This is a genomic window from Pantoea sp. X-Soil-ISGK-285 (genome assembly GCF_059730815.1).
This window is the reverse complement of sequence record NZ_AP035939.1, coordinates 166,444-191,321: the sequence shown is the minus strand read 5'-3', so window position 1 is coordinate 191,321 and position 24,878 is coordinate 166,444. Positions and strand designations below refer to the sequence as shown.

Genomic DNA, 24,878 nt, shown 5'->3' with positions numbered 1-24,878 from the left:
CCTTTCAGAGTTCGCGCTCAGGTTTTGCCTGCGTTAAGCAGTAACAATCCGGTTTATAGAGCTTATTGCCCCTCTTTTCTCACCCGTTCGATGTTAATGGCGAGAAACATGATCTCTTCTGCAGTCAGATCACGCTGATAGCTTTGTTGCAGATGCTGCGCGATTTTCACCGCACATTTCCAGGCTTTGGGATAGTTATCTTTTACTGCTGTATGCAGCGATACATCGTCATCGTCCACCACGGTACGCGTCAGCATCCGCTGAGCAAAAAACTTCAGATGAGTGACAAAACGCTGGTAACTCAGCGACGATTCGATGTACTCCAGCTGCAGTTGATACTTCACCAGTTGCAGAATCTCCTGCATAACCCGGGTGACATGCATCACTTCCGGCATTTCATTATTGAGCTGCGCCGTCACCAGATGTAGCGCGATAAATCCGGCTTCATCCTCCGCCAGTTCGACATTCAGACGACGTGAAATGATAGCCCTGGCCTCCTGACCCAGTGCGAACTCTTTGGGGTAGAGGCGTTTGATATCCCACAGCAACACATTTTTAATTGCCAGACCTTTTTTCTGCCTTTCAATGGCAAAGTAGCAGTGGTCGGTCAATGTGATATACAAGCTCTCCTGCAATGTCCCCAGACGTTGTGTTGCCAGATCAATAATGCGGTCGCAGGTGGTCATCACTTCAGGAGGGATCTGGTGTAACAACTCCTCAAGACGACGTACCAGCAGATCACTTTGCAGCGCAAATACCTTCTCAATTTGCGCAGCGTTGAGACTGTCACCGATGCGCTTCTGGAAAGCCAGTCCACGCCCCATCACGACCTGTTCGCGTCCCTGCTCATCCTGAACCATCACCACGTTGTTATTAAGAATTTTGGCGATTTTCATCGGAACCCCAGAAACAAAAAAACCTGACATCCGACAGAGGCCAGAAGTCAGGTTTTGCCTGCCTAAGCAGTAACAATCCAGTTCGGGAACTCTATCAGTTTTAGTCGTGACCTCAATCTGTCAGGGCAAAAAGCGTGACAGCGATCGAAATCCTCTTATTAACTTAAAAAGTGACTACCGTGTTGAGTTCAGTCACCCAGGCATCCTGCGTGTGGCGATACCCGCCGGACGAGACCAGTATTAAAGCCCGGGGTGCGGTTCCGGGCAGCAAAAGGGGTATGACGCTCAGTGGAATGAAAACTCACGTTATGGAAGGAAGATGGTCATGCGAGGAAGGTCGTCTGAAAAATCGACTAATGGACTGCAGTGTTCATTAACTGCCATTTAGCGATTAAAAACACACCGCTTTGAACGCTTTTGTCACTGATCACAATGTTTTGATTTATCGGACGAAAAGTTTTTAACGTGTGAAATCGTTCCGTTGAGCGTCAGAGCCCGTTATGCAGGGTAAAAGAGTGGAAGGAAGACTATCTGTAAAGAAGTTAGCAGGAGAACAGCTCAAACCGCTATTCAGAAACAGCAACGCCGGAAGGTTCGCTTCCGGCGCTGTTGAGATTACGCGGCTTTAACGGCGCGTACTTTCTTTGCAGCAGGCTCTTCCTGCGACTCATCCGCGCTATCGTCTGAGACAGCTTCTGGCTGAGAGACGGGTGCTGCTGCCGCTTCCGGCAGTTTGCTGGTGCGCAGAATATGCTGAACGGCATCTTTCTGCTCTGCAATCAGCAGGCCCAGCGTTTCTGCCTGAGATTCATCCAGTGCAGGTTGATACTGTAACAGCCAGTCGGTGAAGGCTTCGGCCATATCGAGCATTTTGTCGTAGGCATCGGCCTCTTTCTTATTGGCAAACGTCATCTTCTCTTCACCCTTTCTGACTACTACAAACTTTGTTTCAACAGCCATCTTCTCGCCCTCAGGTACTGTGTATGCATACAGTATATCATGCCGATCCTGCTTTGCCAGCAGAGAATAGAGTTTATCGGTTGTGCACGGGCTAACCTTAACCTGGCACAGGCTTTTTTCATTTTTCCTGACGCATTCTCCGCCGCGAGGGTCGGCGGCTACACCAGCAGCTCTTCAAGAAACATCGCCAATGCCTTACGGGGATCGTCCTCTTCCGAGACGATCACCTCGATCCCCCACTGCCCCAGCACCTCTTTGGCCACAGGGTTGTTACGGTTAGTGAACAGGTACGATTTTGGCCGGGCGGTTGCCAGCCCGGTGCGGCCCCACATCTTGGTCAGACGGTAAAACAGCAGGCGAATATTGAAATCACTGATGCTGTAGCCGACAAACAGCACTGAGTTGCCCATCACATCGTGAGTCAGTTTAATGTCGAGCGGCGAATCAAAATAGAGGCGTTCAAAATAGCTGCTCTCATCGAGCACGATTGAAGTGTCATCATCAAAATCACCGTGCAGCTTGATGATGTGACGCTTATCTTCGGTGAGAGAAACCAGGTCCGCGGCGTTGGCCACTTTATAATAGGGTACGCCGTGCGCTTCATGCGCCGCTTCCAGCCAGCGATCGTAATTGGTGGTGTAGATTCGCGAAAAGTTACCCTGGGTAATCATGGTATGAATTTCAGAAGAGCGGACATCAATATCGGGGCGATGCCATTCGCGATCCATCCAGCTGCGCAGCGGGCCAAGCGAACCTTTTTTCTGTTTGTAATACTCCGCCAGCGACAGGTGCGTGCCATAGGTATTGAAGATTTTTGGATCGTAACCCAGCTCATTAGCAAGATGCGCAATCAGTTCATGCCACTCGGGCAGGCCAAAATTGCGCGAAATACCGGCACCGGCAAACAGAATCAGTTTGCCGGAATCATAGGCGCGTTTGAGTTCAGGTTTCATGCCATGCCCCGCGAGGTTTTTAAAAAGGTGGCGAAGCGATCCAGCGCGATGCGCCGCATCGAGATCTCATTCTTGAGTTCGCCCATTTCAGCAAACGTCTGCTCATAGCCTTCGGGAATAAAGACGCAGTCCCACTGAAAGCCACGCGTTCCGGCAGGTTTCGCGGCGATAGTGCCGCGCAGTTCACCCGAAAACTGGTACATTTTGCGGCCATCGCAGTAGCCAAGCACCGTTTTGGCCGTCACGGCCTGGCTGTCGAGCCCCTGCACCAGTGCGGTAAAGCGCTCAGCGTCCAGGCGGTTCCAGAAGATGCGGGTCAGACCGGCGGGCAGGCCATTGAGGCCATCCAGATAGAGGCCGGTATGCTCCACAAACAGCGGTCGCCCAATCAGCGAAAAGGCTTTGGTCAGTTTGTCGCGCACCAGGTCGAGTTCGTTTTCAGTCTGAATTTCTTCGATGCGACGGGCGATGGGCAGAACTTCGACCCCGACAGGTTCGAGTATTTTGCGCACCTCCGCCAGCTTTTGCTCATTGGCAGAAAGGAATCTGATTTTCATGGGGCTTCCAGGTCAATTACTCCGCCACGCAGTGAGGATTTTACGGAAACAGGCGGGCAGGATAAATCACTAACGCTGGAGAGTGTAGTTCAATTCTGTGCTCATCAGGTTGAAGTGCGCAGAACCGGCCGCAGCAGGCGGGCCGGTTCTGCAGTCTCAGTAAACAATGCCGGGTGGATTCACCGTGGACTGAGTGATGGCCTCATCCTGTTCGCCCCAGCGTGCCAGCACCTGCTGATACTGCCCGCCTGCGATGGTGCCATCCAGCGCAGCCTGCAGCGCGGGTGCCAGGCCATTGCCCTTTTTGGTGGTCACGGCGACCCAGGCGCGAAACGGTCCGCTGCCAACCAGCTTTGTCTGTCCGCGTGACGCCACTTTCCAGGCCGCCATAGAGTGAGGGCCAAACATCGCATCTGCCCGTCCCGACAGCAGCGTCAGCGTCGCGGAGGCATCATCAGTCAGGTAAATCGGCGTTACCGCAGGCAAACCTTTAGCCCGGTTCTGCTCATCCCAGCTCAGTAAAATACGCTCCTGATTGGTGCCCGAGGCGACGATAATCCGCTTACCGGCAATATCCGCCGGACTATTAATCTTGCTGATATGACTGTCGCTTTTCACCGCAAAAGCGTGGTTGTCGGCGCGATACGTCGCAAAATCGAACTTCTTCTTGCGCTCTTCGGTCACGGCAATATTGAACATCGCGACATCATAACGTCCGGCGCTGATGCCCAGTGGCCAGTCCTCCCAGGAAGCCGGAACCAGCCTGAGTTTCAGGCCCAGGCTATCAGCAAGGAGTCGGGCGATATCGGGATCGCTGCCGATCCGCGTGACGTTATCAGACGCCAGCAGCGACAGCGGCGGCGAGTTGGTCGCTGAGGTAGCGACCGTCAGGGTGCCCGGTTCGATAAAGCGGTAATTGGCCGGAATTTGAGCAATAGCCTGCGGATTGGCCGGGGCATGAATCGGCGTCTCGTTTTGCAGGACATCGAGCTTCTCAGCCGCAGAACAGGCCAGCGCCGGAAGCAGCGTCAGAACCGTTAACGTTAATGCCCTCATAACACGCGCGCCAGAAAACGGCGGGTGCGCTCATGACGCGGATTATTGAGCACCTGGGTGGTGCTGCCCTGTTCCACAATCCGGCCATCCACCATAAAGACCACGTTGTCCGCCACTTCCCGGGCAAAGCCGATCTCATGCGTCACAATCACCAGCGTGGTACCGGAACGCGCCAGCTTTTTAATTACATCCAGCACTTCGCCCACCAGTTCCGGGTCCAGCGCCGAGGTTGGCTCATCAAACAGCATGACCCGTGGATTGAGCATCAGCGCACGCGCAATCGCGATGCGCTGCTGCTGCCCGCCCGACAGGTGACGCGGCCACGCATCGGCTTTATGCCGCAGGCCCACAATATCCAGCAGTTCGCCTGCACGCTGTATCGCTTCCGGTTTCGTTAACTGACGATGGGCAATCGGCGCTTCAATCAGGTTATCCAGCACGCTGAGGTGTGGGAACAGATTGAAGTTCTGGAACACGTAGCCGACATTGATGCGCTGGCGCAGAATCGCCTTCTCTTTCAGTTCATACAGCTTATTGCCGCGCTGCTGATAGCCGATGTAGTCGCCATCAATCTGAATAAATCCTTCGTCGACCCGTTCCAGATGATTGATGGTGCGCAGCAGCGTGGATTTACCGGAGCCGGACGGCCCGAGGATCACCGTGACGGACCCCGGTGCCAGTGACAGCGATACATCATCCAGCGCTTTATGTTTACCAAATCGTTTACTGACGCCGGTGATGCTGATGGCACCGGTAGTGTGTGAGGTGCGGTAATCAATGGCTTCGGACATGGCTGATCTCCTCGGTCGGATGAAGTGGCGTGACGCGGTTGCGCCATTGTCGCCAGCGCGACGGTTGCGGTTCACGGGTGACGCTGCGGGCCATCCAGCGTTCGGCGTTGTACTGAATCACGGACAACACGGTGGTGATAATCAGATACCAGGCAGCACCGACCATCAGCAGTGGGATCACTTCCTGATTGCGGTTGTAGATCATCTGGATGGTGTAGAACAGCTCCGGCATCGCCAGCACATAAACCACGGATGTGCCTTTCGCCAGACTGATGATCTCGTTGAACGCGGTGGGGATAATGGCGCGCAGCGCCTGCGGCAGAATGATGCGGAAAGTGCGGCGTGTGGCAGAGAGACCCAGCGCGGACGCGGCCTCTACCTGACCGTGATCGACGCCGAGGATCCCGCCGCGAATAATTTCCGCGCTGTAGGCCGCCTGCACCAGCGTCAGACCGATAACGGCTGCCTGAAACTGCCCCAGCACGTTAATCGTCTGATACGCCCCCCAGGAGAGGCCGGTAAACGGAATGCCGACAGACAGGGTGTCGTAGAGATAGGAGAAGTTATAAAGAATGATCAGCACCACAATCAGCGGCAGTGACCTGAACAGCCAGATATAACCCCATGCCAGCGTGCTCAGCAGCCACGATGAGGAGAGACGTGCCAGCGCCAGCAGACCACCCAGAAACAGACTGAATATTGTACCCAGCAGCGTCAGCAGCAGCGTCTGGCCCAGACCGTGCAGGATCACCGGGTCAAAGAACCAGCGGGCAAACACGCTCCATTCCCAGCGCGGATTAAAGGCCACTGACTGCACCACGCCAGCCAGGATAAACAGCGCAACGATAGCCCCTGCGGTGCGTGCCGGGTAACGTGCCGGCACCACCTGCAGATGTTGATGTTTGCTCATGGTCACCTCTTAACTTGCCGCGGCGACGTTATAAACGCCGATCACTTTGATAAAACGCAGTCGTCCGTCGTGCGGCGGCTGGCCATAACGCTCCAGATCCCCGCTGAGATCGAACTGTGGCTGATAACCGTGACCGGTATAGAGCCGCACCGCCTCCGGCTGACGGAAGCCGGTGGTGAGAAACAGCCGCTGATAGCCCGCCTGTAAGGCGCGACGCTCCAGCTCCTGTAACACCACCAGCGCCAGCCCCTGACGCCGCAGATCGCTGCGGGTCCAGATGCGCTTCAGCTCGGCGGTCTGCGGGTCATACGGTTTATAAGCGCCCATCGCGATGATCTCGCCGTCACGCTCCAGCACGATAAACAGCCCCTGCGGCGGCAGATACCATTCGGTCAGCTCCTGTTCCAGCTCGTTACGACGGGAAAAATAGTCGCCATAGCGTGCGGAATATTCGCCAAACAGGCCGCCCAGGATCGGTTGCAACTCCGGCGCGTCGGGTGAAACTTCGCGAAAAGTGGATTCACTCATGGTCAGCTCCTTAGTCGCCCAGCCCGGCGGGATTGATTTCAGAACGATCGATCTTCTCAACACCTTCACCCCAGCGGTTCAGCACCTTCTGATAGTCACCGTTGCCGATCACGCCGTTCAGCGCGGTGCTGATCGGTTCCGCCAGGCCGCTGCCTTTCTTCACGGTAACGGCAATGTGCGCCGCTTTGGGCCAGCCGCCATCGACGCTGCCGACCAGACGGGTTTTACCGGTCAGTGCCGCTTTCCAGGCACCAATCACATTGGGACCAAAGTAGGCATCAGCCCGGCCAGCCTGCAGCGCCAGCGTCTGAGCGGCATCATCTTTGGTATAAACCGGCGTAAAGGCTTTCAGTCCCTTTGCCTGATTCTCTTTATCCCACGCCAGCAGAATCGCCTCCTGATTGGTGCCGGATCCCACAATGATCCTCAGCCCGGCAATATCTTCTGCTTTGGTCAGTGACTTTATCGGGCTACTGGTTTTGACATAAAAACCCAGTGAATCTTTGCGGTAGGTGGCGAAGTCGAACTTCTCTTTACGATCTTTGGTCACGGTAATGTTGGAGATCGCCGCGTCATACTTGCCCGAGGCCACGCCCAGCGGCCAGTCTTCCCATGAAGCTGGCACCACGTTGAGTTTTAATCCCAGGCTGTCAGCCACCAGCCGGGCAATATCCACTTCGCTGCCAAGCAGGGTTTTGTTGTCATCGGAAAACACCGTTAACGGCGGGGAGTTCAGCGCTGCGACTGCCACGGTAAAGGAACCCGGCACCACAAAACGATGACCCGCAGGCAGTTGCGCGATCGCCTCCGGATTCTTCACGGTATTGATCGGCGCTTTGTTAGCTTCAAGGCTGACGCGCTGGCCGTTATAGGAGACGCTGGTATCTTCAGCCAGCGCATGACCACTGGCCGCCAGAATAAGCAGGGCGATAAGACGCGATGTTTTGTTCATGGCTTGTGCTCTTATTGTGAGGTGAACTGATTAACGGGTTGTTTCAGGGCGAAGCTGTCACGAAGCGTGCTGCCCGGATAGTCGCGGCGCGTCAGGCCGCGAGCCTGCAAAATCGGCACCACGCGGTCGACAAAACGTTCAAAGGTATCGGGCGTGCCGCCATTAATGATGAAGCCGTCAGTAGCTTGGGTTTCAAACCAGAGCTGCAGGCCATCCGCCACCTCTTCCGGCGTGCCGTGAAACAGCGGGCGTGGTGTTGCCGCTTCCAGCGCGGCCTGGCGCAGGGTATGCCCATGCTGCTGTGCTTTGCGTTTGATCTCGTCGGTGGTGCTGCGGAAGCTGTTCTGACCGATGTCACCGATATCCGGGAACGGCTGATCCAGCGGATACTGAGAGAAGTCGTGATGGTCGAAGAAGCGCCCGAGGTAGTTAAGCGCATCGGTAATCGACACCAGCGCCGCCGTGGTCTGATACTGGCGCTCCACGTCCTCGGCATCATCGCCAACAATCACGCTGACACCCTGGAAGATATGTAAATCGTCTGGCTGACGGCCATTCGCCACCAGTTGCTGTTTCACATCCTGGTAAAATGCCTGCGCCTCTTCACGCGTCGGCTGATGGGTGAAGATGGCGTCAGCATGACGCGCCGCCAGTTTTTTACCGTCGTCGGACGCGCCCGCCTGGAAGATAATCGGACGACCCTGCGGCGTGCGGGCGATGTTCAGCGGCCCCTGTACCTGGAAGAAATCACCGTGATGATCGAGCGTGTGCAGCTTCGCCGGATCGAAAAATTGTCCGCTCGCCTTATCACGCACAAAAGCATCCTGCTCCCACGAATCCCACAATCCTTTCACCACCTGCAGATACTCATCGGCAATGCGGTAACGCAATGCGTGCTCCGGGTGCTGCTGACGCGAGAAGTTTTTGGCCGAGCCTTCCAGCGGTGACGTCACCACGTTCCAGCCCGCACGCCCGCCGCTGAGATGATCAAGGCTGGCAAACTGACGCGCCACGGTGAAGGGCTCGCTGTAAGAGGTCGATACCGTGCCAACCAGCCCCAGATGTTCAGTGACGCCCGCCAGCGCTGAGAGCAGCGTCAGCGGCTCAAAGCGATTCAGAAAGTGCGGGATCGACTTTTCGTTAATAAACAACCCGTCGGCGACAAACAGAAAATCGAGTTTGCCCTGCTCCGCCTTGCGGGCGATTTTTTTGGCGTAATCCAGATTAATACTGGCATCGGCCTGCGCCGCCGGATGGCGCCAGGCAGACATGTTTCCCGATGCGCCATGCAGAATGGTGCCCAGCCGAAGTTGTCTTGTGGTCATGATGCTCTCTCTTTTTTAGTCGTAGCGATGCCCGACGACGGTGGTCAGAACCGTCGTGCTGTAGCGGGTTGCAGATGAATTCAGTTCAGAATGGCTTCCCGACATCGCGCATTAAGATGTTGCAGCGCCTGGCGGGCCAGTCGGGCGAAGTAGTCGGCGGCGGGCGCAATCAGCGCCTCATCCGGGGTAAAGCTGGCATGGTGCAGACCAAAGTCACTGGCGCTGCCGATGCTGACAAACGCCCCCGGCACCTGTTGCAGATAGAAGGCAAAATCCTCACCCAGCAGATGGAGATCGGCGGTCTGCACCCGATAGCCTGCCTGCTGCGCCACTTCGCTGCTGAAGGTCGCCCAGTGCGCATCGTTAATCAGTACTGGCGGGCCAGGATGCCAGCTCAGGGTTGCCTGCGCGCCATTGGCGTCGGCGAAGTGCTCAACCAGCGTGCGCACCCGCTGTTCCAGTTCGGCGCGCACCTGTAAATCGTGGGTTCGGGCCGTGCCGCCAAACTCAACGCCGCCGGGTAATACATTCCAGCTTTTGCCGCCGTCGATGCGGGTAATGCTCAGTACCAGACTGTCCAGGGCACTGAAGCTGCGGCTGGTGAGTCCCTGTAACGCCTGGATAATCTGGCTGGCCGTCACAATGCTGTCGACACCCTGCTCCGGATACGCGGCATGTGCGCCTTTGCCGGTGACGCGAATAATAAATTTGTCAGCATTCGCGTAGAACGCCCCGCTGCGGGTGGCAAAGGTGCCGACGGGCAGCGAAGGCTCGTTGTGCATCCCGAAGATAGCCTGCACCTTATCCAATACGCCTGCCTCAATGAACTGACGCGCCCCGCGCGCTATCTCTTCAGCGGGCTGGAACAGGATGCGCACCCGGCCAGCTAACCGATCGGCTTGTGCGTTGAGCTGTAACGCCGCGCCCAGCATCACCGCGCTGTGCAGGTCATGACCGCAGGCGTGCATCACGCCAGGATGGCGGGAGTGAAAACGCACCCCGCTCGCCTCATGGATCGGCAGCGCATCGATGTCGGCGCGCAGCGCGATCACCGTCTCTCCGCTGCCAATTTCTGCCACCAGGCCGGTTTCCAGTGGATAGTCCAGCAGCCGGATGCCCGCCGCCTGCAACCAGCCCCGCAGTCGCGCGGTGGTGGCAAATTCCTGACCCGACAGCTCCGGCCAGGTGTGCAGTTCGCGTCGCCATTCAATCAGTTGTGACTCAGGGTTCATGATGACTCTCCACTGACGGGGATTCAGGCTGTGACCAGATGATGCGTGGCCAGCAGTTCAAGTGACTGCAGACGTGCAACCGGCTCAGTAATCGGCGTGTCGATAACAAACTCATCAATGTCAAAATTATGATGCAGCGCGTCCAGCTGGGCATGAACCTGCGCCGCCGTGCCTTTCAGAAGTGACGGCGTGCGCGGCTCAATCTGATAATCGCGGTATCCGCCCTGACGCACATAGCGCTCCGCCTGCTCAAGGCTGGCGACGTTGACGCTCGGGCCATCTTTCACCGCTACATGGTAGTGACGAAGATTGGCTACCAGCAGGTCAGCCCCGGCGGGTGAGTCGGCTACCACCACCTGCACGGCCACCAGGGCGCGCTGACCCTGGCTCAGGCGGGAGTAGGTACTCAGCGCATGCTCCAGTAACTGGCGGTCGCCATTGAGGTGAGCGGCAAAGACAAACTGCCAGCCCAGACTGGCGGCCAGCAGTGCGCTCTCTTCACTGGCACCCAGCAGAAAACGGTTCGCCGGACGTGACGGCAGTGGCGTGGCGGCTAAACCCTCATCGTCAGGATCAGCCTGACCGGGCTTCAGCCAGCTATCCAGCAGCTGAAGCTGTTCGGCAAAGCTCCCTTTTTTAGCGGCATCAACACCCTGTTGCAGCGCATGGGTGGAGAGTGGAAGTCCGCCCGGCGCTTTGCCCACGCCGAGGTCAATGCGGCCCGGCGCCAGCGAAGCGAGCAGATTAAAGTTCTCTGCCACTTTATAAGGGCTGTAGTGCTGCAACATCACGCCGCCCGATCCGACGCGAATATGTCGTGTCTGGGCAATGATCCAGGCAATCAATACCTCAGGTGAAGGACTGGCCAGCTGCGCGGTGTTGTGATGTTCCGCCAGCCAGAAGCGGTGATAACCCCACTCCTCTGCCCGCTGCGCCATCTGCAGCGTGCGCTGCAGCGCCGCGGTGGGTGATTCACCCTGCAGCACGGGCGCTTTATCTAACAGACTTAATCGATATGCCATTCACCTGGTCCTTGTTTATTCCGGTTGCAGACCAGTGTGCTGCGCAGTCGATCATTGGTAAAACATCATATTGTTTTATGCATTATTGATTTCGTCATAATGGAGAACAGTGAGAAGTGAAAGAGGGAAAACGGGCTCTGAAACAGGTAATCAGGCAGATATTTTGCGTATAACGCTATTTGTTGCCTGATATTCAGGTGAGTAAAATCGGCGAACTGGCAAAGGTTTGCAGAAAATCGTCTTACGTATGGAGAGATGACAGCTGTTGTTAGCCGCGACTGCAGAAATTCAGACAGCCTGAATTCATGGCATTGAAATACATTCTTCACAGGATGTTGAAGCACGGGTCGCCAGATAGATAAATAAGCATATGAAGAATGCAATTGAGTCAGAGATAACTCATTGCAACTGCCAGATGATTTACAGGACCTTATACATTATCCGGAATTAAGATCCTCTACTGTAATGAGAGGTGTAAACCGGGCATGAATCTGTCTGATAGGGTCATATCCGGGCACAGCAAAGCATTGAGCCCAGAAACAAGATTATTTTTCTAAGGCCGTTGCGAATTTTGTTTCAACGGGAAAAATCGGGTGTTGATAAGCGCCACATTGACTTCACATGGAACGCCGTCGTCGAGATAAACAGTTTCATTAAGCTGAATGACAGCATCCCCTTCCGCTAAATTAAGCAGTGTAAGCGACTGTGTATCCGTAAGATTGACGGCCGTTAAATGCTGGTCCCTTAGCTGCACTTTCTTACCGGTAACTTCTTCAATGTAGGCATATTTTGACAGTTCCAGCTTGCTGAACTCCATGCTGCTAAACATATTAACCGGCAGGTGAATATGTTCCAGAGCTACCGGGATGTCATCGAAACACATCAGGCGTAAAATTTTATAGATCTGATCGCTGTTTTTAATACGCAGCGCCTGAGCGATATCAGCAGAAGGAACCTTGATTATGCTGACCGATATGATTTTTCTTACACCTTTATGGCCATTTCTTTGCGCCTGGTAATCAAAAGGTGAAAGCACATGATATCGGTTCGCCTGGCTGCTCATCTCCGTGGAACCGACAAAAATACCCGACCCTTTAACCCGGTAAATTCTCTGCTGCTCCACCAGAATGCGTGTGGCTTCACGCACCGTTGCGCGAGTAATGCCGATGCTTTTGGCAATTGATATTTCGGTATCCAGTTTCTCTCCGGGTCGAAGGCCATCATCCTTAATTTTATTGAGGATGTAATCAACAACCTCTTTTTGTTTTTCAGTAATGCCATCAACCATTGGCTTTCTTCCCGTTTGAGTGAAGGACAGACTCCCTCTAATCCGTGTCAGTACAGTTCTGCCTGACATTGCCGGATGAGTACCACTTCCGCTAGCTGAATATGTGATCAACTTATCAAATTGGCACTGATGTTAAGCCTGATAAGCAATATTTTAACTTTACATGTTGTGTCCGTACACGTCGAAGGACATCATCAGGATGACTAGACACCTTTAACATGTACAGATGTGATGACCGTTGTGAAATATAACTCCATCTGAACGATGAGAAAATATTTTTTTAATAACTACATGAAAATCATGACTTTTAAGGATATTACCTCCTTTTACTACATTCGATTTTTGTATCGCTCTGCTGACAAAAAGTTTATCTAAAAAAGTGATAACGGGGTTTTTGAGGGAAACTGACTGTACATACTCAGGAATTTATGAAAAATCGGAATGCATAACAGGCCCTGTTCCGGTTGAGAAAATTTTATATGAGATGGGTTATGCGTAACCGGGAGCAGGCAAACGCCACACGGTTTATGCGTTTAGTTAAATTTTATTGCGCATTTAAACAGGAGGAGTAAGACGATGTCACACCTGGCTAAGTGGTTAAATAACGAGAAAATCCAGTACGTCGAAAGCGTGACTGACTGGCAGGAAGCGTTAGTTATTGCGGGACGTCCTCTGCTCAGTGAGGGCGCAATATCGCAGGATTATATTGATGCGATTATTCAGCAAAAAGAGGAGATCGGCCCCTTTTTTGTCATCGCGCCCCAGATTGCCATGCCCCACGCACGCCCGGAACAAGGCGCACACAAACTGGGGTTGTCGATTGTGCTGCTGGGTACAGCAGTGAAATTTGATTCCGAAGAAAACGATCCGGTAAAGGCTATTTTCATGTTTGCCGCACCGGACAGTAATAGCCATATCGAAATGATCTCCCAGCTGGCGGAAGTGCTGTCCGATGAAGAGATCATGGCTCAGATATTCAATGCGAGCAGCAAAGAAGCGCTCATGACGATTTTATCAGGCGTTTAGTCTGCCCGTTGAAACGCGACTTTTAATCATTAGTTAATGAGGTTTGATATGAAAATTATGGCGGTGTGTGGTTCAGGTTTAGGCAGCAGCTTCATGATGGAAATGAACATCAAGAAAGTGCTTAAAACGATCGGTGTTGAAGCTGAAGTGGAACATTCGGATCTCGGCTCTGTCACCCCCGATGTGGCAGATGTTTTTGTTATGGCCAAAGACATTGCTTATAGCGCAAACCTTCCTGAACAGAAGGTCATCATCATTAATAACATCATTGACCTGAAAGAAGTGGAGCAGAAAATACGTGAGTATTTTGAGAAAAAGTGACGCTAATAATTAGATAAACACCTTACCCTCGAGGTTAATATGTTTACTCAAAATCTTTTGCAGTTCGTCGTCGACGTGCTGAAAGTGCCCTCTATATTAGTCGGACTGGTGGCATTTTTCGGACTGATTGCGCAGAAGAAGCCGTTTCCTGATGTTATCAAGGGCACGGTAAAAACTATTCTGGGCTTCCTGGTGCTGGCAGGCGGTGCGACCGTTCTGGTCGGTTCACTGACGCCACTGGGCGACATTTTCAAACATGCGTTTGATGTTCAGGGCATCATTCCTAATAACGAAGCGATGGTCTCTATCGCTCTGGCAAAATATGGTGCGCCTACCACGATGATCATGGCCTTCGGCATGGTCGCCAACATCGTTGTCGCCCGCTTCACCCGACTGAAATATATCTACCTCTCAGGGCATGTGACGTTTTATATGGCCTGTATGATCGCGATTATTTTATCGGTTGCCGGTTTTGAAGGTATTCAGCTTATTTACACCGGGTCACTGCTGTTGGGCATTCTGATGGCCACCTTCCCGGCAATCGCCCAGCCCTATATGCGTAAGATCATTGGTGGCGATCATGTCGCGCTGGCGCATACCGGGACAATTGGCTATGTCTTATCAGGCTGGATCGGCTCTTTGGTAGGTAAAGGATCTAAATCCACCGAAGAGATGAACATGCCAAAAAACCTCAGTTTTTTGCGCGACAGTACCATCTCAATATCTCTGACGATGATGATTATCTACTTAATCCTGTCGGTATCTGCCGGTAAAGACTATGTAGAGGCTAATTTCAGCAATGGTCAGAACTACCTGGTTTACTCCTTTATCCAGGCCATTACTTTCGCGGCGGGTGTCTTTATCATTCTGCAGGGTGTGCGCTTAATCCTGGCTGAAATTGTCCCTGCCTTTACCGGCTTTTCAGAAAAACTGGTTCCGGAAGCCAGACCGGCGCTGGATTGCCCGATTGTCTTCCCCTACGCCCCGAATGCGGTGCTGGTTGGCTTTATCTCCAGCTTTGTCGGTGGCCTGGTGGGGCTGTTTGTTCTCGGTCAGCTGCATTGGGTATTGATTCTGCCGGGTGTGGTTCCTCACTTCTTCTGTGGCGCTACGGCTGGCGTGTTTGGTAATGCGACCGGCGGCAAGCGTGGTGCGATTTGCGGTGCCTTTGCTCATGGCCTGTTAATCACCTTCCTGCCTGTCGCCCTGCTGCCGGTACTCGGACAGATAGGGCTGACCAACACCACCTTCTCGGATACCGACTTCGGCGTCACCGGCATCCTGCTGGGTAATATGGCTCACTTTATGGATAAGGGAACCATTACTATGATTATCACCGGCATTTTTGGCTTGTTAGTGATTTATAACTTTACGGCTAAAAAGAAGGTGCCTGTAGAAACGAATGCAGGGTAATAGTAACGCTTAATGGCAACCAGAAAGGGCAATGAGCGCTTTCTGGTTGTTTGCGGAATACCTTCATCATTCAGTTTCCAGAAAAAAAACCGCACTCATATAAGTTCAGGCTAAGTTATTCAGCGAATGCTTCAAACGGCAGGTTAAAACGCGCTGCCAGTCGGGCTTTATGTTTATCCGTCAAAGGACGATCACCACGCAGGATACGACTGACATAAGAGCGCTGCCCTATTTCATCCGCAAAAGAGGATTGAGTCAGGCCGTGCTGATCCATGATGACTCGCAAAAGTGCTACTCCGCGCGGAATAGCATCAGTACGCGCGTTAAACGCAGCGAACTCAGGGGCGCTGTTTTCGTATCGGGCGACTTTATCAGACAGTATCTCTACTAACGGGCTGTCCGGCTGGTGCTCAACCAGATATTCAACCAGTTCCAGCGCCTGCTCGTAGTCCCTTTTATCGGTACTGCCTCCCAGAAAGGGAACAATTCTGACCAGGTCATTGGTCGCCTGGATTGCTTCGGTAATCATTCTTTACTCTCCCGGTACTTCTTCACCAGCTTGTCATATTCCGCATGCGTCACGATGTGTTTGATAAAAATTTTGCCGCGATCAAAGTCAGCATAAAACATGATTCTCAGGCTGTTTCCGCCCACATCGATTACCCACCACTTTTCCCGGTACTTCATGCGGTCAAGGCTCTGAAAGCGAATTTTCAGCGCATCTGGCGTGGCAAAGTTTTCGTCCCTTAGGACCAGATAAGCCGCATCCAGTGCGGAGGCATGATTTGGATAAATTATTGCCGCTTCCCTGAACGGCCCTCTTGAGATGATATGCATTTTTCTCTCAAACTTTCCATGTTGGAAACATTCTAACCCACAAAGCTAATGTTTCCAACATGGAACACACGCAGATGAGTTCTGAATGAATTGCTGGCGCTAAACCTAGTAAAAAAAGGACTATTCCGATCCAGAAAAGTGATCAACATCACATTTTCAACATTAGACATACTAATAAATAAAATTTAACAACAAAACATTTGAATGATAATGATTAACATTTACACTCTCATCCGCATATAACAAAGCGTTTAACGCTGCCAAATCCACAAATAATATGCGGTATTTACTCTTTTTAAGGTGAAAACACTAATCCATTTAATGGTCAGGGTTTTTATCTGGTTAGTTAGTTTTATGTTTACTGGAGTTGTTGAGCGGACATCCAACGCTGCTGACCTTACGTCGGCAGGGTCACTGGTATTAACGCACAGGAACTGAACATGCTTTTACGCTCATCCACTCAGGCGGCACAGGATCTCGCGCCAGCATCCAATGCCAGCGGTGCCGAAACGGCTATTTTTAACGATCAGCAACTGGCGGCCTGGTCGCAGCAGACTCAGGAGGTGCTGGCGCTGATGACCCGTACCGTTACCGGCGTTGAGAAGCCTTTCAGCGGTATCCTGCCCCATGAACTGGCGGCGGAATTCAGTGAGGTCGATCTCGATCGTCCGCTGGGTAACAACGATGACGCCCTGACAGAGCTGAGTCAGCTCTATCTGCGTGACGCCGTCTGGTTTCACCACCCTAAATATCTGGCGCACCTGAACTGCCCGGTCGTGCTGCCCTCTCTGATGGCTGAGCAGATTATGGCGGCAGTGAATAGCTCGGTCGACACCTGGGATCAGAGCGCAGGCGGTACGCTGATTGAGCAGAAGGTGATCGACTGGACGCTTGGCCGCATCGGCCTGCCTGCCGGATCTGATGGGATCTTCACCAGCGGCGGCACCCAGTCCAACCTGATGGCAATGCTGCTGGCGCGTGATAGCTGGTGCGCGGCACATCATCCGGGGCATCTGATTAAGCATCGCGGCCTGCCTGAGACCGCGTCGAAATGGCGAGTGTTTACCTCAAAACTCAGCCACTTCAGCATCCAGAAATCGATGGCGATTTTAGGGCTGGGCTATGACGCAGTTATCGCCGTTGATCACGACGCCCACTACCGTATGGATGCAGCGTGCCTGGCGCAGGAGATCGAAAAATGTCGCAGTGAAGGGCTGATCCCGATTGCTGTGGTTGCCACCAGCGGCACCACGGACTTTGGCAGCATCGATCCGCTGCCGGAGATTGCCCGTCTCTGTGACGATTATGGTTTATGGATGCACGTTGACGCCGCTTACGGCTGTGGGCTGCTTGTCTCTGAGAATCATCGCTCACGCCTGAATGGCATTGAACGGGCTGATTCCGTCACCGTCGATTATCACAAATCTTTCTTCCAGACCGTCAGCTGCGGTGCGTTCTTTGTGCGGGACAGCCACAACCTGAAGCATGTCACGCACCATGCAGATTACCTGAATCCGCTCAGTGCCCAGCAGGAAGGCACACCGAATCTGGTCAACAAAAGCATTCAGACCACCCGCCGATTTGATGCGTTGAAAATGTGGCTGACCCTGCGCGTGATGGGTCCGGCGGCGCTGGGTGACGCTTTCGATACGCTGATAGAGCTGACACAGGCGGCTCATGAGCGGTTAACTGCGCATCCTGCTATCGAAGTGCTGCACGCGCCTGAGCTGACTACCCAGATTTTCCGCTACGTGCCCGGCAAAAACGCCAGCGACGCACAGATCGACGAAATCAACGCCGCTATCCGTAAAGCGCTCTTCCGCTCCGGCAACGCAGTGATTGCCGGAACCAAAGTCGATGGGCGTCAGTACCTGAAATTCACCCTGTTAAATCCCACCACGACCATCGCCGACATCGAAGATGTGCTGAGCCTGATCGCGCACTATGGCCGCGAGCAGGTACGTGCGTCTGCGCTGAACGCGGCGAAACAGTGAGAGCTCTGAAATGAATAATTCCGTTTACGATTTTATTGGTATCGGTATCGGCCCTTTCAACCTGAGTCTGGCCTGTCTGAGTGAGCCGGTTGAGGGACTGAACGGTCTTTTCCTGGATGAGAACCCGGGCTTTGACTGGCACACCGGCATGATGCTGGAAAATGCCCATCTGCAGACGCCGTTTATGGCCGATCTGGTGACACTCGCCGATCCGACCAGCCCTTACAGCCTGCTTAACTACATGAAGGAAAAGGGGAAATTATACTCTTTTTATATCCGTGAAGACTTCTTCCTGATGCGCAAAGAGTATAATCAGTACTGCCAGTGGGCCAGTTCACGGCTCTCTAATCTGCGCTGGAACAGCCACGTTGAGTATGTCAGCTACGATGAGGCGGCTGGCGTCTATCAACTCCAGGTGACCGACACCCGGAATGGTCAGAAACAGAACTATCTGGCACGACATCTGATCCTCGGCACCGGGCCTAAAGCCTGGATGCCGGAGTGCAGCCAGCCGCACCGCCAGCGCCTGACGCACTCAAGCCACTATCTGGTCAACAAAGCGGAACTGCAGCAGAAGCGTTCCATCACCGTGCTGGGCAGCGGCCAGAGCGCGGCAGAAATCTACTACGAGCTGCTGACCGATATCGACCGCTTTGGCTATCAGCTCAACTGGATCACCCGCGCGCCGCGCTTCTATCCGCTGGAGTACACCAAGCTCACGCTGGAGATGACCTCGCCGGAGTGGGTCGACTATTTCCACGCGCTGCCCGCCAGCACCCGGGACGAACTGAATGCGCGCCACAAGAATCTCTACAAAGGCATCAACAGCAGCCTGATTAACGACATTTATGACCTGATGTATGTCAAACAGCTCGATGGCGATCTGAACGTTAACCTGTTTACTCACTCGGCGCTGACCGCTATGCGCTGGCTGCCACAGGGAGAGTTCGAGCTGACGCTGCATCAGGAGGAGCAGGATTGCACCTTCACCCGTCGCACCGAAGGACTGGTGATGGCGACCGGCTATCACTACCAGCCACCGATGTTTTTAGAGGGCATCAACGCCCGCCTGCGCTGGGATGACAAAGGCCGCTACGACGTGCAGCGCAACTACAGCATCGATTATCACAATCAGATCTTCGTGCAGAACGCCGAACTGCACACCCACGGTTTTGTTACGCCGGATCTCGGCATGGCCTGCTACCGCAACTCGGTGCTGCTGCGCGAACTGACCGGACGCGAGGTCTACCCGATCGAGCGTCAGATTGCCTTCCAGACCTTCCCGGCTAAATCGGAGCACTGAGATGAGTTCACAAACACTGTTCAGCGCCGCCCGCCCCGCAGGCCAGTTCACCCTGAGGCCCATGCTCGCCAGCGATGCGCCGCTGGTTCATAGCTGGGTCACCCGCGATTACGCCCGCTTCTGGGGCATGCAGCAGCAGAGCCTGAATCAGGTCGCTGAGTTCTATCAGACACTGACCGCTGCCGATCCCCATGCTGCGCTGATTGGCTGCTGCAACGACCAGCCGGTCTGCCTGATTGAGTGCTATCGCGCCTGCGACGACGAGGTCGGCAAATTTTATCCTGCCGCACCCGATGATTACGGCATGCATATCCTGATTGCCCCCGCCAGCCAGCCGATCAGAGCCTTCAGCTGGCAGGTCTTCACGCTGGTGATGGACTACATGTTCAGCCGCCCCGAGGTGCGCCGCGTGGTGGTAGAGCCAGATGTGCGCAATGAGAAGATTCACGTGCTGAATAAGCGTGCCGGGTTCCGCTATCAGCACACCATCGACATGGGTCATAAAACCGCCTGGCTGGCCTTTTGCCAGCGGGAAGATTATCAACACGCGTTACTGCAGGAGTCGCAGACTATGAACACCCCCTCTTCGCTGATGAACGGTACACATCTGACGGGCGACCACTGGGCGCAGGCAAACCGCATGCTGATCCGGAAAGCGATTGCCGAGTTCGCGCATGAGAAAATCATTACGCCACAGGAGTCGGGCGACGGCAGCTATCAGCTTGCGGTGCCAGGCGGTGAAGCGAGCTACCATTTCCGGGCGTCGCGGCTGGCGCTGGATCACTGGGAAATCGATGCCGGCTCACTGCGCAAGCAGGAGAACGGTCGTGATCTGCCGCTGGATGCGTTGAAGTTTATCGTGGAGTTTAACGGGGAGATCGGTATTACACAGGCACTGCTGGCGACCTACATGGAAGAGATCAGCAGCACGCTGTGCAGCAGCGTTTATAAGCTGCAGAAGAATAATCCTGACAGCCAGGCGCTGGTCTCAGCCGATTTCCAGACGGTGGAAGCGGCGATGACCGAAGGCCATCCCTGCTTTGTTGCCAACAACGGGCGTATTGGCTTCGATGCCCATGATTATCTGGCGTATGCGCCCGAGGCCGCCGCGCCCGTTCACCTCATCTGGGTCGCGGTTCATCGCCGCAACGCCCATTTCTCCAGCCTCAGCGAGCTGGGCTATGAGCAGTTGATGCGTGATGAACTGGGCGACACCACCCTGGAGCAGTTTACTGCGCAGCTGGTGTATAAAGGGCTGGCGGTTGAGGAGTATATCCTGATGCCGGTGCATCCGTGGCAGTGGCAGAACAAGCTGCTGACCGTGTTTGCGGCAGACATCGCCAGTCACGATATTGTTTATCTCGGCACCGGAGACGATGCTTACCAGGCGCAGCAGTCGATCCGCACCTTCTTTAACCGCAGCCAGCCCGCGAAGCGCTACGTGAAAACCGCCCTGTCGGTGCTGAACATGGGCTTTATGCGCGGACTGTCCCCCTACTATATGGCGACAACGCCTGCGATAAACGGCTGGCTGGAACAACTGGTTGCTGGCGATGCGTGGCTGAATCGCTGTGATTTCCGCATCCTGCGCGAAGTCGCGGCGGTCGGCTATCACAACCGCTACTATGAGCAGGCGATCAAAGGCGACTCCGCCTATAAAAAGATGTTCGCAGCGCTGTGGCGGGATAATCCTGCGGCCGGCCTGCAACCCGGCCAGCGTCTGATGACCATGGCCTCTTTCCTGCACGTCGATCACCATCAGCAGGCATTGCTGCCTGCGCTGATAGCGGATTCTGGTTTGCCCGCGAAGCAGTGGATAGAACGCTACCTGACCTGCTATCTCAGCCCGCTGCTGCACTGCTTCTATCAGCATGACCTGGTGTTTATGCCGCACGGTGAAAACCTCATCATGCTGCTGGAGAACAACGTGCCGGTCAGTGCATACATGAAGGATATCGGCGAAGAGATCGCCGTGATGAATCCGGATGCGGTGCTGCCGGAAGGCGTGCAGCGTCTGGCGGTGGATGTGCCGGAGAACCTGAAGCTGCTCTCGATCTTCACCGATGTGTTTGACTGCATCTTCCGCTTTATCAGCGCGATTCTGCATCAGTCAGGAACGCTGCCGGAGGAAGAGTTCTGGCAGGCGGTGGCGCAGTGCGTGAAGGATTACCAGCAGGCGCACCCGGAGCATGCCACTAAGTTCGCGCGCTATGACATGTTCGCGCCGGAGTTTACCCGCTCCTGTCTGAACCGCCTGCAGCTGGCGAATAACCAGCAGATGATAAACCTCGCCGATCCCGCTGAGAACCTCAAGTTCGCCGGAACGCTGAATAACCCGATCGCCCGCTGGCGATAAGCGTTACACCGTCACGCTGAAATTATGCGGTCACCCTGGTGGCCGCTTTTTTAATGGCTTTATCGCAGGTATCCGTAATGGTTTCTTTTGAACCGGTCGCGCAACTGACCCGACGACATCTGATCTTCCCGCTGTCGCTGGTGTTGTTTGAGTTCGCTACCTATATCGCTCACGACATGATCCAGCCCGGCATGCTGCTGGTGACTCAGGAATTTAAGGTTGGGCCGGAGTGGGTCTCTACTTCGCTCACCGCCTATCTGGCCGGTGGCATTATGCTGCAATGGCTGCTTGGCCCCCTCTCTGACCGTATCGGGCGGCGTCCGGTGCTACTTAGCGGCGTGGCCTTTTTTATGCTCTCGTGTGTGGCGACGCACTGGGTGCAAAGCATTGAGCAGTTCGTCCTGCTGCGTTTTCTGCAGGGCGTCAGCCTCTGTTTTATTGGCGCGGTAGGCTACGCGGCGGTGCAGGAGGCGTTTACGGAATCGCTCAGCATCAAAATGATGGCGCTGATGGCCAACGTCGCCCTGCTGGCCCCGCTGGCCGGTCCGCTGGCGGGCGCGGCTTTTCTTACCGTGGGTGAATGGCGCACCCTGTTCTGGCTGATTGGCGCTATTGCGGCGCTGGCGCTGGCAGGTCTGTGGTATGCGATGCCCGAAACCGCAGGTGACCGGCAGAAACCGCTGTCGCTGCGATCGATTATCAGCGGTTACGCGGCATTGCTGAAGGATCGTCAGGTGATGCGCGGCTCGCTGGCCATCGGGCTGGTCACCGTGCCCTGCATCGCATGGGTTGCATTGTCGCCGGTGATATTAATCCACGATGCGGGACTCAGCCGCATCGGCTATGCGTTGTTACAGCTGCCGGTCTTCGCCGCCATGATTGCGGGCAACCTGACGCTGGGACGCTTATCCAGCCGTCTGCCCATTGAACAGCCGTTACGGCTCGGTGCCTGGCCGGTGGTCTGCGGGCTGGCAATCGCAGTAACCGCTACCGTGCTAAATCCGCAAAGCTATCTGTGGCTGACTGCCGGAATTAGCCTCTACGGCTTCGGTGCCGGGCTGGTCAGTGCCGGACTTTATCGCATGACGCTTTTTTCCAGCAGCGCCGGAAAAGGCAGCGTGGCGGCGATGCTCGGCATGGTGAGTATTCTGATTATTGCGCTGGGCATTGAAGCAGCCAAAACCGCGTATTTTAGTTACGGCACCGGCGGCTTCAGTGTGGTGAACCTGATCTGCGGTCTGCTGTGGCTGGTTCTGGTCAGCGCTTTTCTGCGTGCAGGCCAGCGGAAATTGTGTACGGAATAGCGGCTCCCGATTAACCAGCCACAGCTAAGAAAATATAGCCCGGCAGGATGGCAGAAATTTATTTGCCATCCTGCAACTGAAATAAAGAGATTACATCCCACCCAATCCCGCATTTATTTTTTTCAGATAAGCTTTGACCAAATCGTTACTTTATCTGTGTGTTGCGTCATTCGATGATGATTCCGCCTGCTGAGGCAATTGATAACAAAGGAATTCACCATGAAGACGTTATTTCCCCTTAAACCACGCGCACAAACGCTGGTTTTTACTTTACTTGCCGGGACTCTGACCTTTAACGCGGTGGCTGCACCGGTCAAAGGCGGTACGCTGATTTATCTTGAACAGCAGGCACATACCAACCTCTATCCGCCTGCCGGTGGCTTTTACCCTAATGGCGGCATTCTCAATCAGATCACCGATAAATTAACCTGGCAGAATCCCGAAACGCTGCAGGTTGAACCCTGGATTGCAGAAAGCTGGACTACCAACGCCGACAAAACCGAATACACCTTTAAATTACGGCCTGGCGTGACTTTTTCCGATGGCACACCATTAGATGCGAACGCGGTGGCGAAAAACTTTGATACCTACGGGCTGGGAAATAAAGCGCTGCGCCTGCCGGTATCGGAAGTGATTAATAACTATGAACGCAGCGAAGTGATCGACCCGCTGACGGTGAAATTCTATTTCAAAAAACCCTCGCCCGGATTTTTACAGGGCACCGCCACCATTGGCTCTGGCCTGGTCTCGCTGAGTACCCTGGCGCGCAGTTTCGATCAGCTGGGCGATGCCCGTCACATTATCGGCTCCGGCCCGTTTGTAGTTAGTGATGAGAAGCTCGGTCGGGAGGTGGATCTGGTAGCGCGTAAAGATTATCAGTGGGGACCGAAAAACATTCAGCAGCAAGGTCCGGCCAATCTGGATGCGATAAAAGTGATCGTGACGCCGGAAGACAGCGTGCGCATCGGTGCACTGCTGGCGGGCCAGGCAGGCCTGATCCGTCAGGTGCAGGCCTACGACGAGAAGCAGGCTAAAGATCAGAACTTCCCGGTTTATGCCGCGCCGACCCGTGGCGTAAACGACAGCCTCAGCTTCCGTCCGGATAATCCGCTGGTCAGCGATATCCGGGTGCGTCAGGCGCTGCTGCACGCCACCAATTCCAAACAGGTGGTTGAGACGCTCTTCTCGCCGAACTATCCGCAGGCAACCTCGGTCGTGGCGACCACCGCCGCCGGCTACGTCAATCTGGCGGACAAACTCACTTTTGATCTGGCAAAAGCGAAGGCATTGCTGGACCAGGCGGGCTGGCAACCGGGTGCCGATGGCATCCGTGAAAAAGCTGGCCAGCGACTGGCGCTAACCGTCTATGAATCACTGCCGCAGCCGCAAAACAAAGAGGTGCTGCAACTGGTGGCGCAGCAGTGGCGCCAGGCGGGCGTCGCCCTCAGCGTTAAAGCGGGCGATGCCGGCAGCAAAACGCTGGATAACCTCGACCCCCTTAAGACCCCGCTGAACGTCACTGAAGTCGGCCGCGCCGATCCCGACGTGATCAAAAGCAGTTTCTACCCGGCTAACCGCGATAACCTCCTGCAGAAAGGCGGCTCCAGCGACAAAGTGAAAAACTTCCGTGATGACAAGCTGAACCAGCTGCTGGTCGCCATCTCCGCTGAAGTAGACCCGGCAAAACGATTACAGCTGACCGGTGACGTTCAGCGGTATCTGCTGGACCAGGCCTATGTGATTCCGATTTTCGAAGAGCCGCAGGTCTATGCCGGTGCGCCCTGGCTGAAAGGGGTCAGTTTTGAAGCGGTGGGCCGTCCGGCACTCTATGGCGCCTGGCTGGAAAAACAGTAA

General features: G+C 54.5%; 23 protein-coding genes. 8 read left to right on the top strand and 15 right to left on the bottom strand.

Annotated features, from left to right (window positions below):
* Positions 1-62: 62 nt before the first annotated feature.
* The 13 genes from licT to AC6I8B_RS20135 form a co-directional block, all read right to left on the bottom strand.
* Positions 63-896 (bottom strand): BglG family transcription antiterminator LicT, encoded by an 834-nt coding sequence (gene licT / locus AC6I8B_RS20195; protein ID WP_157353112.1) that lies wholly within the window; start codon positions 894-896, stop codon positions 63-65.
* 615 nt (positions 897-1,511) lie between these two features.
* Entirely contained in the window at positions 1,512-1,856 is a 345-nt protein-coding gene (locus AC6I8B_RS20190; protein ID WP_497817782.1) for a YebG family protein, read from the bottom strand.
* Positions 1,857-2,014: 158 nt separating this feature from the next.
* A complete protein-coding gene (locus tag AC6I8B_RS20185) occupies positions 2,015-2,809 on the bottom strand; it encodes an SIR2 family protein (RefSeq protein WP_010247078.1) in 795 nt (264 codons plus the stop codon).
* On the bottom strand, positions 2,806-3,366 hold the full coding sequence (locus AC6I8B_RS20180; protein WP_010247077.1) for a non-canonical purine NTP pyrophosphatase: 561 nt from the start codon (positions 3,364-3,366) through the stop codon (positions 2,806-2,808). The genes AC6I8B_RS20185 and AC6I8B_RS20180 overlap by 4 nt, the downstream gene beginning before the upstream one ends.
* A gap of 156 nt (positions 3,367-3,522) precedes the next feature.
* Positions 3,523-4,422: an ABC transporter substrate-binding protein gene (locus AC6I8B_RS20175; protein WP_033780257.1), complete on the bottom strand. Its 900-nt coding sequence runs from the start codon at positions 4,420-4,422 to the stop codon at positions 3,523-3,525.
* The gene (locus AC6I8B_RS20170; RefSeq protein ID WP_010247075.1) at positions 4,419-5,213 is read right to left on the bottom strand and encodes an amino acid ABC transporter ATP-binding protein; all 795 of its coding nucleotides are present in this window, start codon (positions 5,211-5,213) and stop codon (positions 4,419-4,421) included. The genes AC6I8B_RS20175 and AC6I8B_RS20170 overlap by 4 nt, the downstream gene beginning before the upstream one ends.
* Complete coding sequence (locus AC6I8B_RS20165) at positions 5,197-6,123, bottom strand: amino acid ABC transporter permease (RefSeq protein ID WP_010247074.1); 927 nt, start codon at positions 6,121-6,123, stop codon at positions 5,197-5,199. Before AC6I8B_RS20165 ends, AC6I8B_RS20170 begins: the two co-directional genes overlap by 17 nt.
* A gap of 9 nt (positions 6,124-6,132) precedes the next feature.
* Positions 6,133-6,651, bottom strand: coding sequence for a GNAT family N-acetyltransferase (locus AC6I8B_RS20160; RefSeq protein ID WP_010247073.1), 519 nt, complete (start codon positions 6,649-6,651; stop codon positions 6,133-6,135).
* A 10-nt stretch (positions 6,652-6,661) separates the two neighbouring features.
* Positions 6,662-7,603, bottom strand: a complete 942-nt coding sequence (locus tag AC6I8B_RS20155; protein WP_437382547.1) for an ABC transporter substrate-binding protein — start codon at positions 7,601-7,603, stop codon at positions 6,662-6,664.
* 11 nt (positions 7,604-7,614) lie between these two features.
* Positions 7,615-8,928, bottom strand: a complete 1,314-nt coding sequence (locus tag AC6I8B_RS20150; protein ID WP_022624348.1) for an LLM class flavin-dependent oxidoreductase — start codon at positions 8,926-8,928, stop codon at positions 7,615-7,617.
* Positions 8,929-9,008: 80 nt separating this feature from the next.
* Positions 9,009-10,160: an amidohydrolase gene (locus tag AC6I8B_RS20145; RefSeq protein ID WP_033773369.1), complete on the bottom strand. Its 1,152-nt coding sequence runs from the start codon at positions 10,158-10,160 to the stop codon at positions 9,009-9,011.
* A gap of 23 nt (positions 10,161-10,183) precedes the next feature.
* Entirely contained in the window at positions 10,184-11,182 is a 999-nt protein-coding gene (locus AC6I8B_RS20140) for an MsnO8 family LLM class oxidoreductase (RefSeq protein ID WP_157353118.1), read from the bottom strand.
* 553 nt (positions 11,183-11,735) lie between these two features.
* Positions 11,736-12,470 (bottom strand): GntR family transcriptional regulator, encoded by a 735-nt coding sequence (locus tag AC6I8B_RS20135; RefSeq protein WP_010247068.1) that lies wholly within the window; start codon positions 12,468-12,470, stop codon positions 11,736-11,738.
* 576 nt (positions 12,471-13,046) lie between these two features.
* Here AC6I8B_RS20135 and AC6I8B_RS20130 point away from each other — a divergent pair.
* From AC6I8B_RS20130 to ulaA, 3 genes are read left to right on the top strand one after another with little or no spacing between them, the layout of a single operon-like run.
* Positions 13,047-13,496 carry a PTS sugar transporter subunit IIA gene (locus tag AC6I8B_RS20130; protein ID WP_010247067.1) on the top strand — a complete coding sequence of 150 codons (450 nt, stop codon included), beginning with the start codon at positions 13,047-13,049 and terminating at the stop codon, positions 13,494-13,496.
* Positions 13,497-13,544: 48 nt separating this feature from the next.
* On the top strand, positions 13,545-13,817 hold the full coding sequence (locus AC6I8B_RS20125) for a PTS sugar transporter subunit IIB (RefSeq protein WP_010247066.1): 273 nt from the start codon (positions 13,545-13,547) through the stop codon (positions 13,815-13,817).
* A gap of 39 nt (positions 13,818-13,856) precedes the next feature.
* The gene (ulaA, locus tag AC6I8B_RS20120) at positions 13,857-15,230 is read left to right on the top strand and encodes a PTS ascorbate transporter subunit IIC (RefSeq protein WP_033773374.1); all 1,374 of its coding nucleotides are present in this window, start codon (positions 13,857-13,859) and stop codon (positions 15,228-15,230) included.
* 115 nt (positions 15,231-15,345) lie between these two features.
* On the opposite strand, the gene AC6I8B_RS20115 is transcribed toward ulaA, so the two are convergent.
* Both AC6I8B_RS20115 and AC6I8B_RS20110 read right to left on the bottom strand, forming a co-directional pair.
* A complete protein-coding gene (locus AC6I8B_RS20115) occupies positions 15,346-15,759 on the bottom strand; it encodes a helix-turn-helix domain-containing protein (protein WP_010247064.1) in 414 nt (137 codons plus the stop codon).
* Positions 15,756-16,067, bottom strand: a complete 312-nt coding sequence (locus tag AC6I8B_RS20110) for a type II toxin-antitoxin system HigB family toxin (RefSeq protein WP_010247063.1) — start codon at positions 16,065-16,067, stop codon at positions 15,756-15,758. The genes AC6I8B_RS20115 and AC6I8B_RS20110 overlap by 4 nt, the downstream gene beginning before the upstream one ends.
* A 440-nt stretch (positions 16,068-16,507) precedes the next feature.
* Here AC6I8B_RS20110 and AC6I8B_RS20105 point away from each other — a divergent pair, with 440 nt between their 5' ends.
* The 5 genes from AC6I8B_RS20105 to AC6I8B_RS20085 all read left to right on the top strand — a co-directional run bounded on the left by AC6I8B_RS20105 (position 16,508) and on the right by AC6I8B_RS20085 (position 24,878).
* Positions 16,508-18,061, top strand: coding sequence for a pyridoxal phosphate-dependent decarboxylase family protein (locus AC6I8B_RS20105; protein ID WP_157353119.1), 1,554 nt, complete (start codon positions 16,508-16,510; stop codon positions 18,059-18,061).
* 10 nt (positions 18,062-18,071) lie between these two features.
* Positions 18,072-19,364 carry a lysine N(6)-hydroxylase/L-ornithine N(5)-oxygenase family protein gene (locus AC6I8B_RS20100; RefSeq protein ID WP_497817781.1) on the top strand — a complete coding sequence of 431 codons (1,293 nt, stop codon included), beginning with the start codon at positions 18,072-18,074 and terminating at the stop codon, positions 19,362-19,364.
* Position 19,365: 1 nt separating this feature from the next.
* A complete protein-coding gene (locus tag AC6I8B_RS20095) occupies positions 19,366-21,720 on the top strand; it encodes a GNAT family N-acetyltransferase (RefSeq protein ID WP_497817780.1) in 2,355 nt (784 codons plus the stop codon).
* 77 nt (positions 21,721-21,797) lie between these two features.
* On the top strand, positions 21,798-23,024 hold the full coding sequence (locus AC6I8B_RS20090) for an MFS transporter (protein WP_033768943.1): 1,227 nt from the start codon (positions 21,798-21,800) through the stop codon (positions 23,022-23,024).
* 219 nt (positions 23,025-23,243) lie between these two features.
* Entirely contained in the window at positions 23,244-24,878 is a 1,635-nt protein-coding gene (locus AC6I8B_RS20085; RefSeq protein WP_052061784.1) for a TIGR04028 family ABC transporter substrate-binding protein, read from the top strand.

Excerpts from the sequence above, each read along its gene's own strand:
- licT (WP_157353112.1), bottom strand. The coding sequence starts at position 896 with ATGAAAATCGCCAAAATTCTTAATAACAACGTGGTGATGGTTCAGGAT.
- AC6I8B_RS20190 (WP_497817782.1), bottom strand. The coding sequence starts at position 1,856 with ATGGCTGTTGAAACAAAGTTTGTAGTAGTCAGAAAGGGTGAAGAGAAG.
- AC6I8B_RS20185 (WP_010247078.1), bottom strand. The coding sequence starts at position 2,809 with ATGAAACCTGAACTCAAACGCGCCTATGATTCCGGCAAACTGATTCTG.
- AC6I8B_RS20180 (WP_010247077.1), bottom strand. The coding sequence starts at position 3,366 with ATGAAAATCAGATTCCTTTCTGCCAATGAGCAAAAGCTGGCGGAGGTG.
- AC6I8B_RS20175 (WP_033780257.1), bottom strand. The coding sequence starts at position 4,422 with ATGAGGGCATTAACGTTAACGGTTCTGACGCTGCTTCCGGCGCTGGCC.
- AC6I8B_RS20170 (WP_010247075.1), bottom strand. The coding sequence starts at position 5,213 with ATGTCCGAAGCCATTGATTACCGCACCTCACACACTACCGGTGCCATC.
- AC6I8B_RS20165 (WP_010247074.1), bottom strand. The coding sequence starts at position 6,123 with ATGAGCAAACATCAACATCTGCAGGTGGTGCCGGCACGTTACCCGGCA.
- AC6I8B_RS20160 (WP_010247073.1), bottom strand. The coding sequence starts at position 6,651 with ATGAGTGAATCCACTTTTCGCGAAGTTTCACCCGACGCGCCGGAGTTG.
- AC6I8B_RS20155 (WP_437382547.1), bottom strand. The coding sequence starts at position 7,603 with ATGAACAAAACATCGCGTCTTATCGCCCTGCTTATTCTGGCGGCCAGT.
- AC6I8B_RS20150 (WP_022624348.1), bottom strand. The coding sequence starts at position 8,928 with ATGACCACAAGACAACTTCGGCTGGGCACCATTCTGCATGGCGCATCG.
- AC6I8B_RS20145 (WP_033773369.1), bottom strand. The coding sequence starts at position 10,160 with ATGAACCCTGAGTCACAACTGATTGAATGGCGACGCGAACTGCACACC.
- AC6I8B_RS20140 (WP_157353118.1), bottom strand. The coding sequence starts at position 11,182 with ATGGCATATCGATTAAGTCTGTTAGATAAAGCGCCCGTGCTGCAGGGT.
- AC6I8B_RS20135 (WP_010247068.1), bottom strand. The coding sequence starts at position 12,470 with ATGGTTGATGGCATTACTGAAAAACAAAAAGAGGTTGTTGATTACATC.
- AC6I8B_RS20130 (WP_010247067.1), top strand. The coding sequence starts at position 13,047 with ATGTCACACCTGGCTAAGTGGTTAAATAACGAGAAAATCCAGTACGTC.
- AC6I8B_RS20125 (WP_010247066.1), top strand. The coding sequence starts at position 13,545 with ATGAAAATTATGGCGGTGTGTGGTTCAGGTTTAGGCAGCAGCTTCATG.
- ulaA (WP_033773374.1), top strand. The coding sequence starts at position 13,857 with ATGTTTACTCAAAATCTTTTGCAGTTCGTCGTCGACGTGCTGAAAGTG.
- AC6I8B_RS20115 (WP_010247064.1), bottom strand. The coding sequence starts at position 15,759 with ATGATTACCGAAGCAATCCAGGCGACCAATGACCTGGTCAGAATTGTT.
- AC6I8B_RS20110 (WP_010247063.1), bottom strand. The coding sequence starts at position 16,067 with ATGCATATCATCTCAAGAGGGCCGTTCAGGGAAGCGGCAATAATTTAT.
- AC6I8B_RS20105 (WP_157353119.1), top strand. The coding sequence starts at position 16,508 with ATGCTTTTACGCTCATCCACTCAGGCGGCACAGGATCTCGCGCCAGCA.
- AC6I8B_RS20100 (WP_497817781.1), top strand. The coding sequence starts at position 18,072 with ATGAATAATTCCGTTTACGATTTTATTGGTATCGGTATCGGCCCTTTC.
- AC6I8B_RS20095 (WP_497817780.1), top strand. The coding sequence starts at position 19,366 with ATGAGTTCACAAACACTGTTCAGCGCCGCCCGCCCCGCAGGCCAGTTC.
- AC6I8B_RS20090 (WP_033768943.1), top strand. The coding sequence starts at position 21,798 with ATGGTTTCTTTTGAACCGGTCGCGCAACTGACCCGACGACATCTGATC.
- AC6I8B_RS20085 (WP_052061784.1), top strand. The coding sequence starts at position 23,244 with ATGAAGACGTTATTTCCCCTTAAACCACGCGCACAAACGCTGGTTTTT.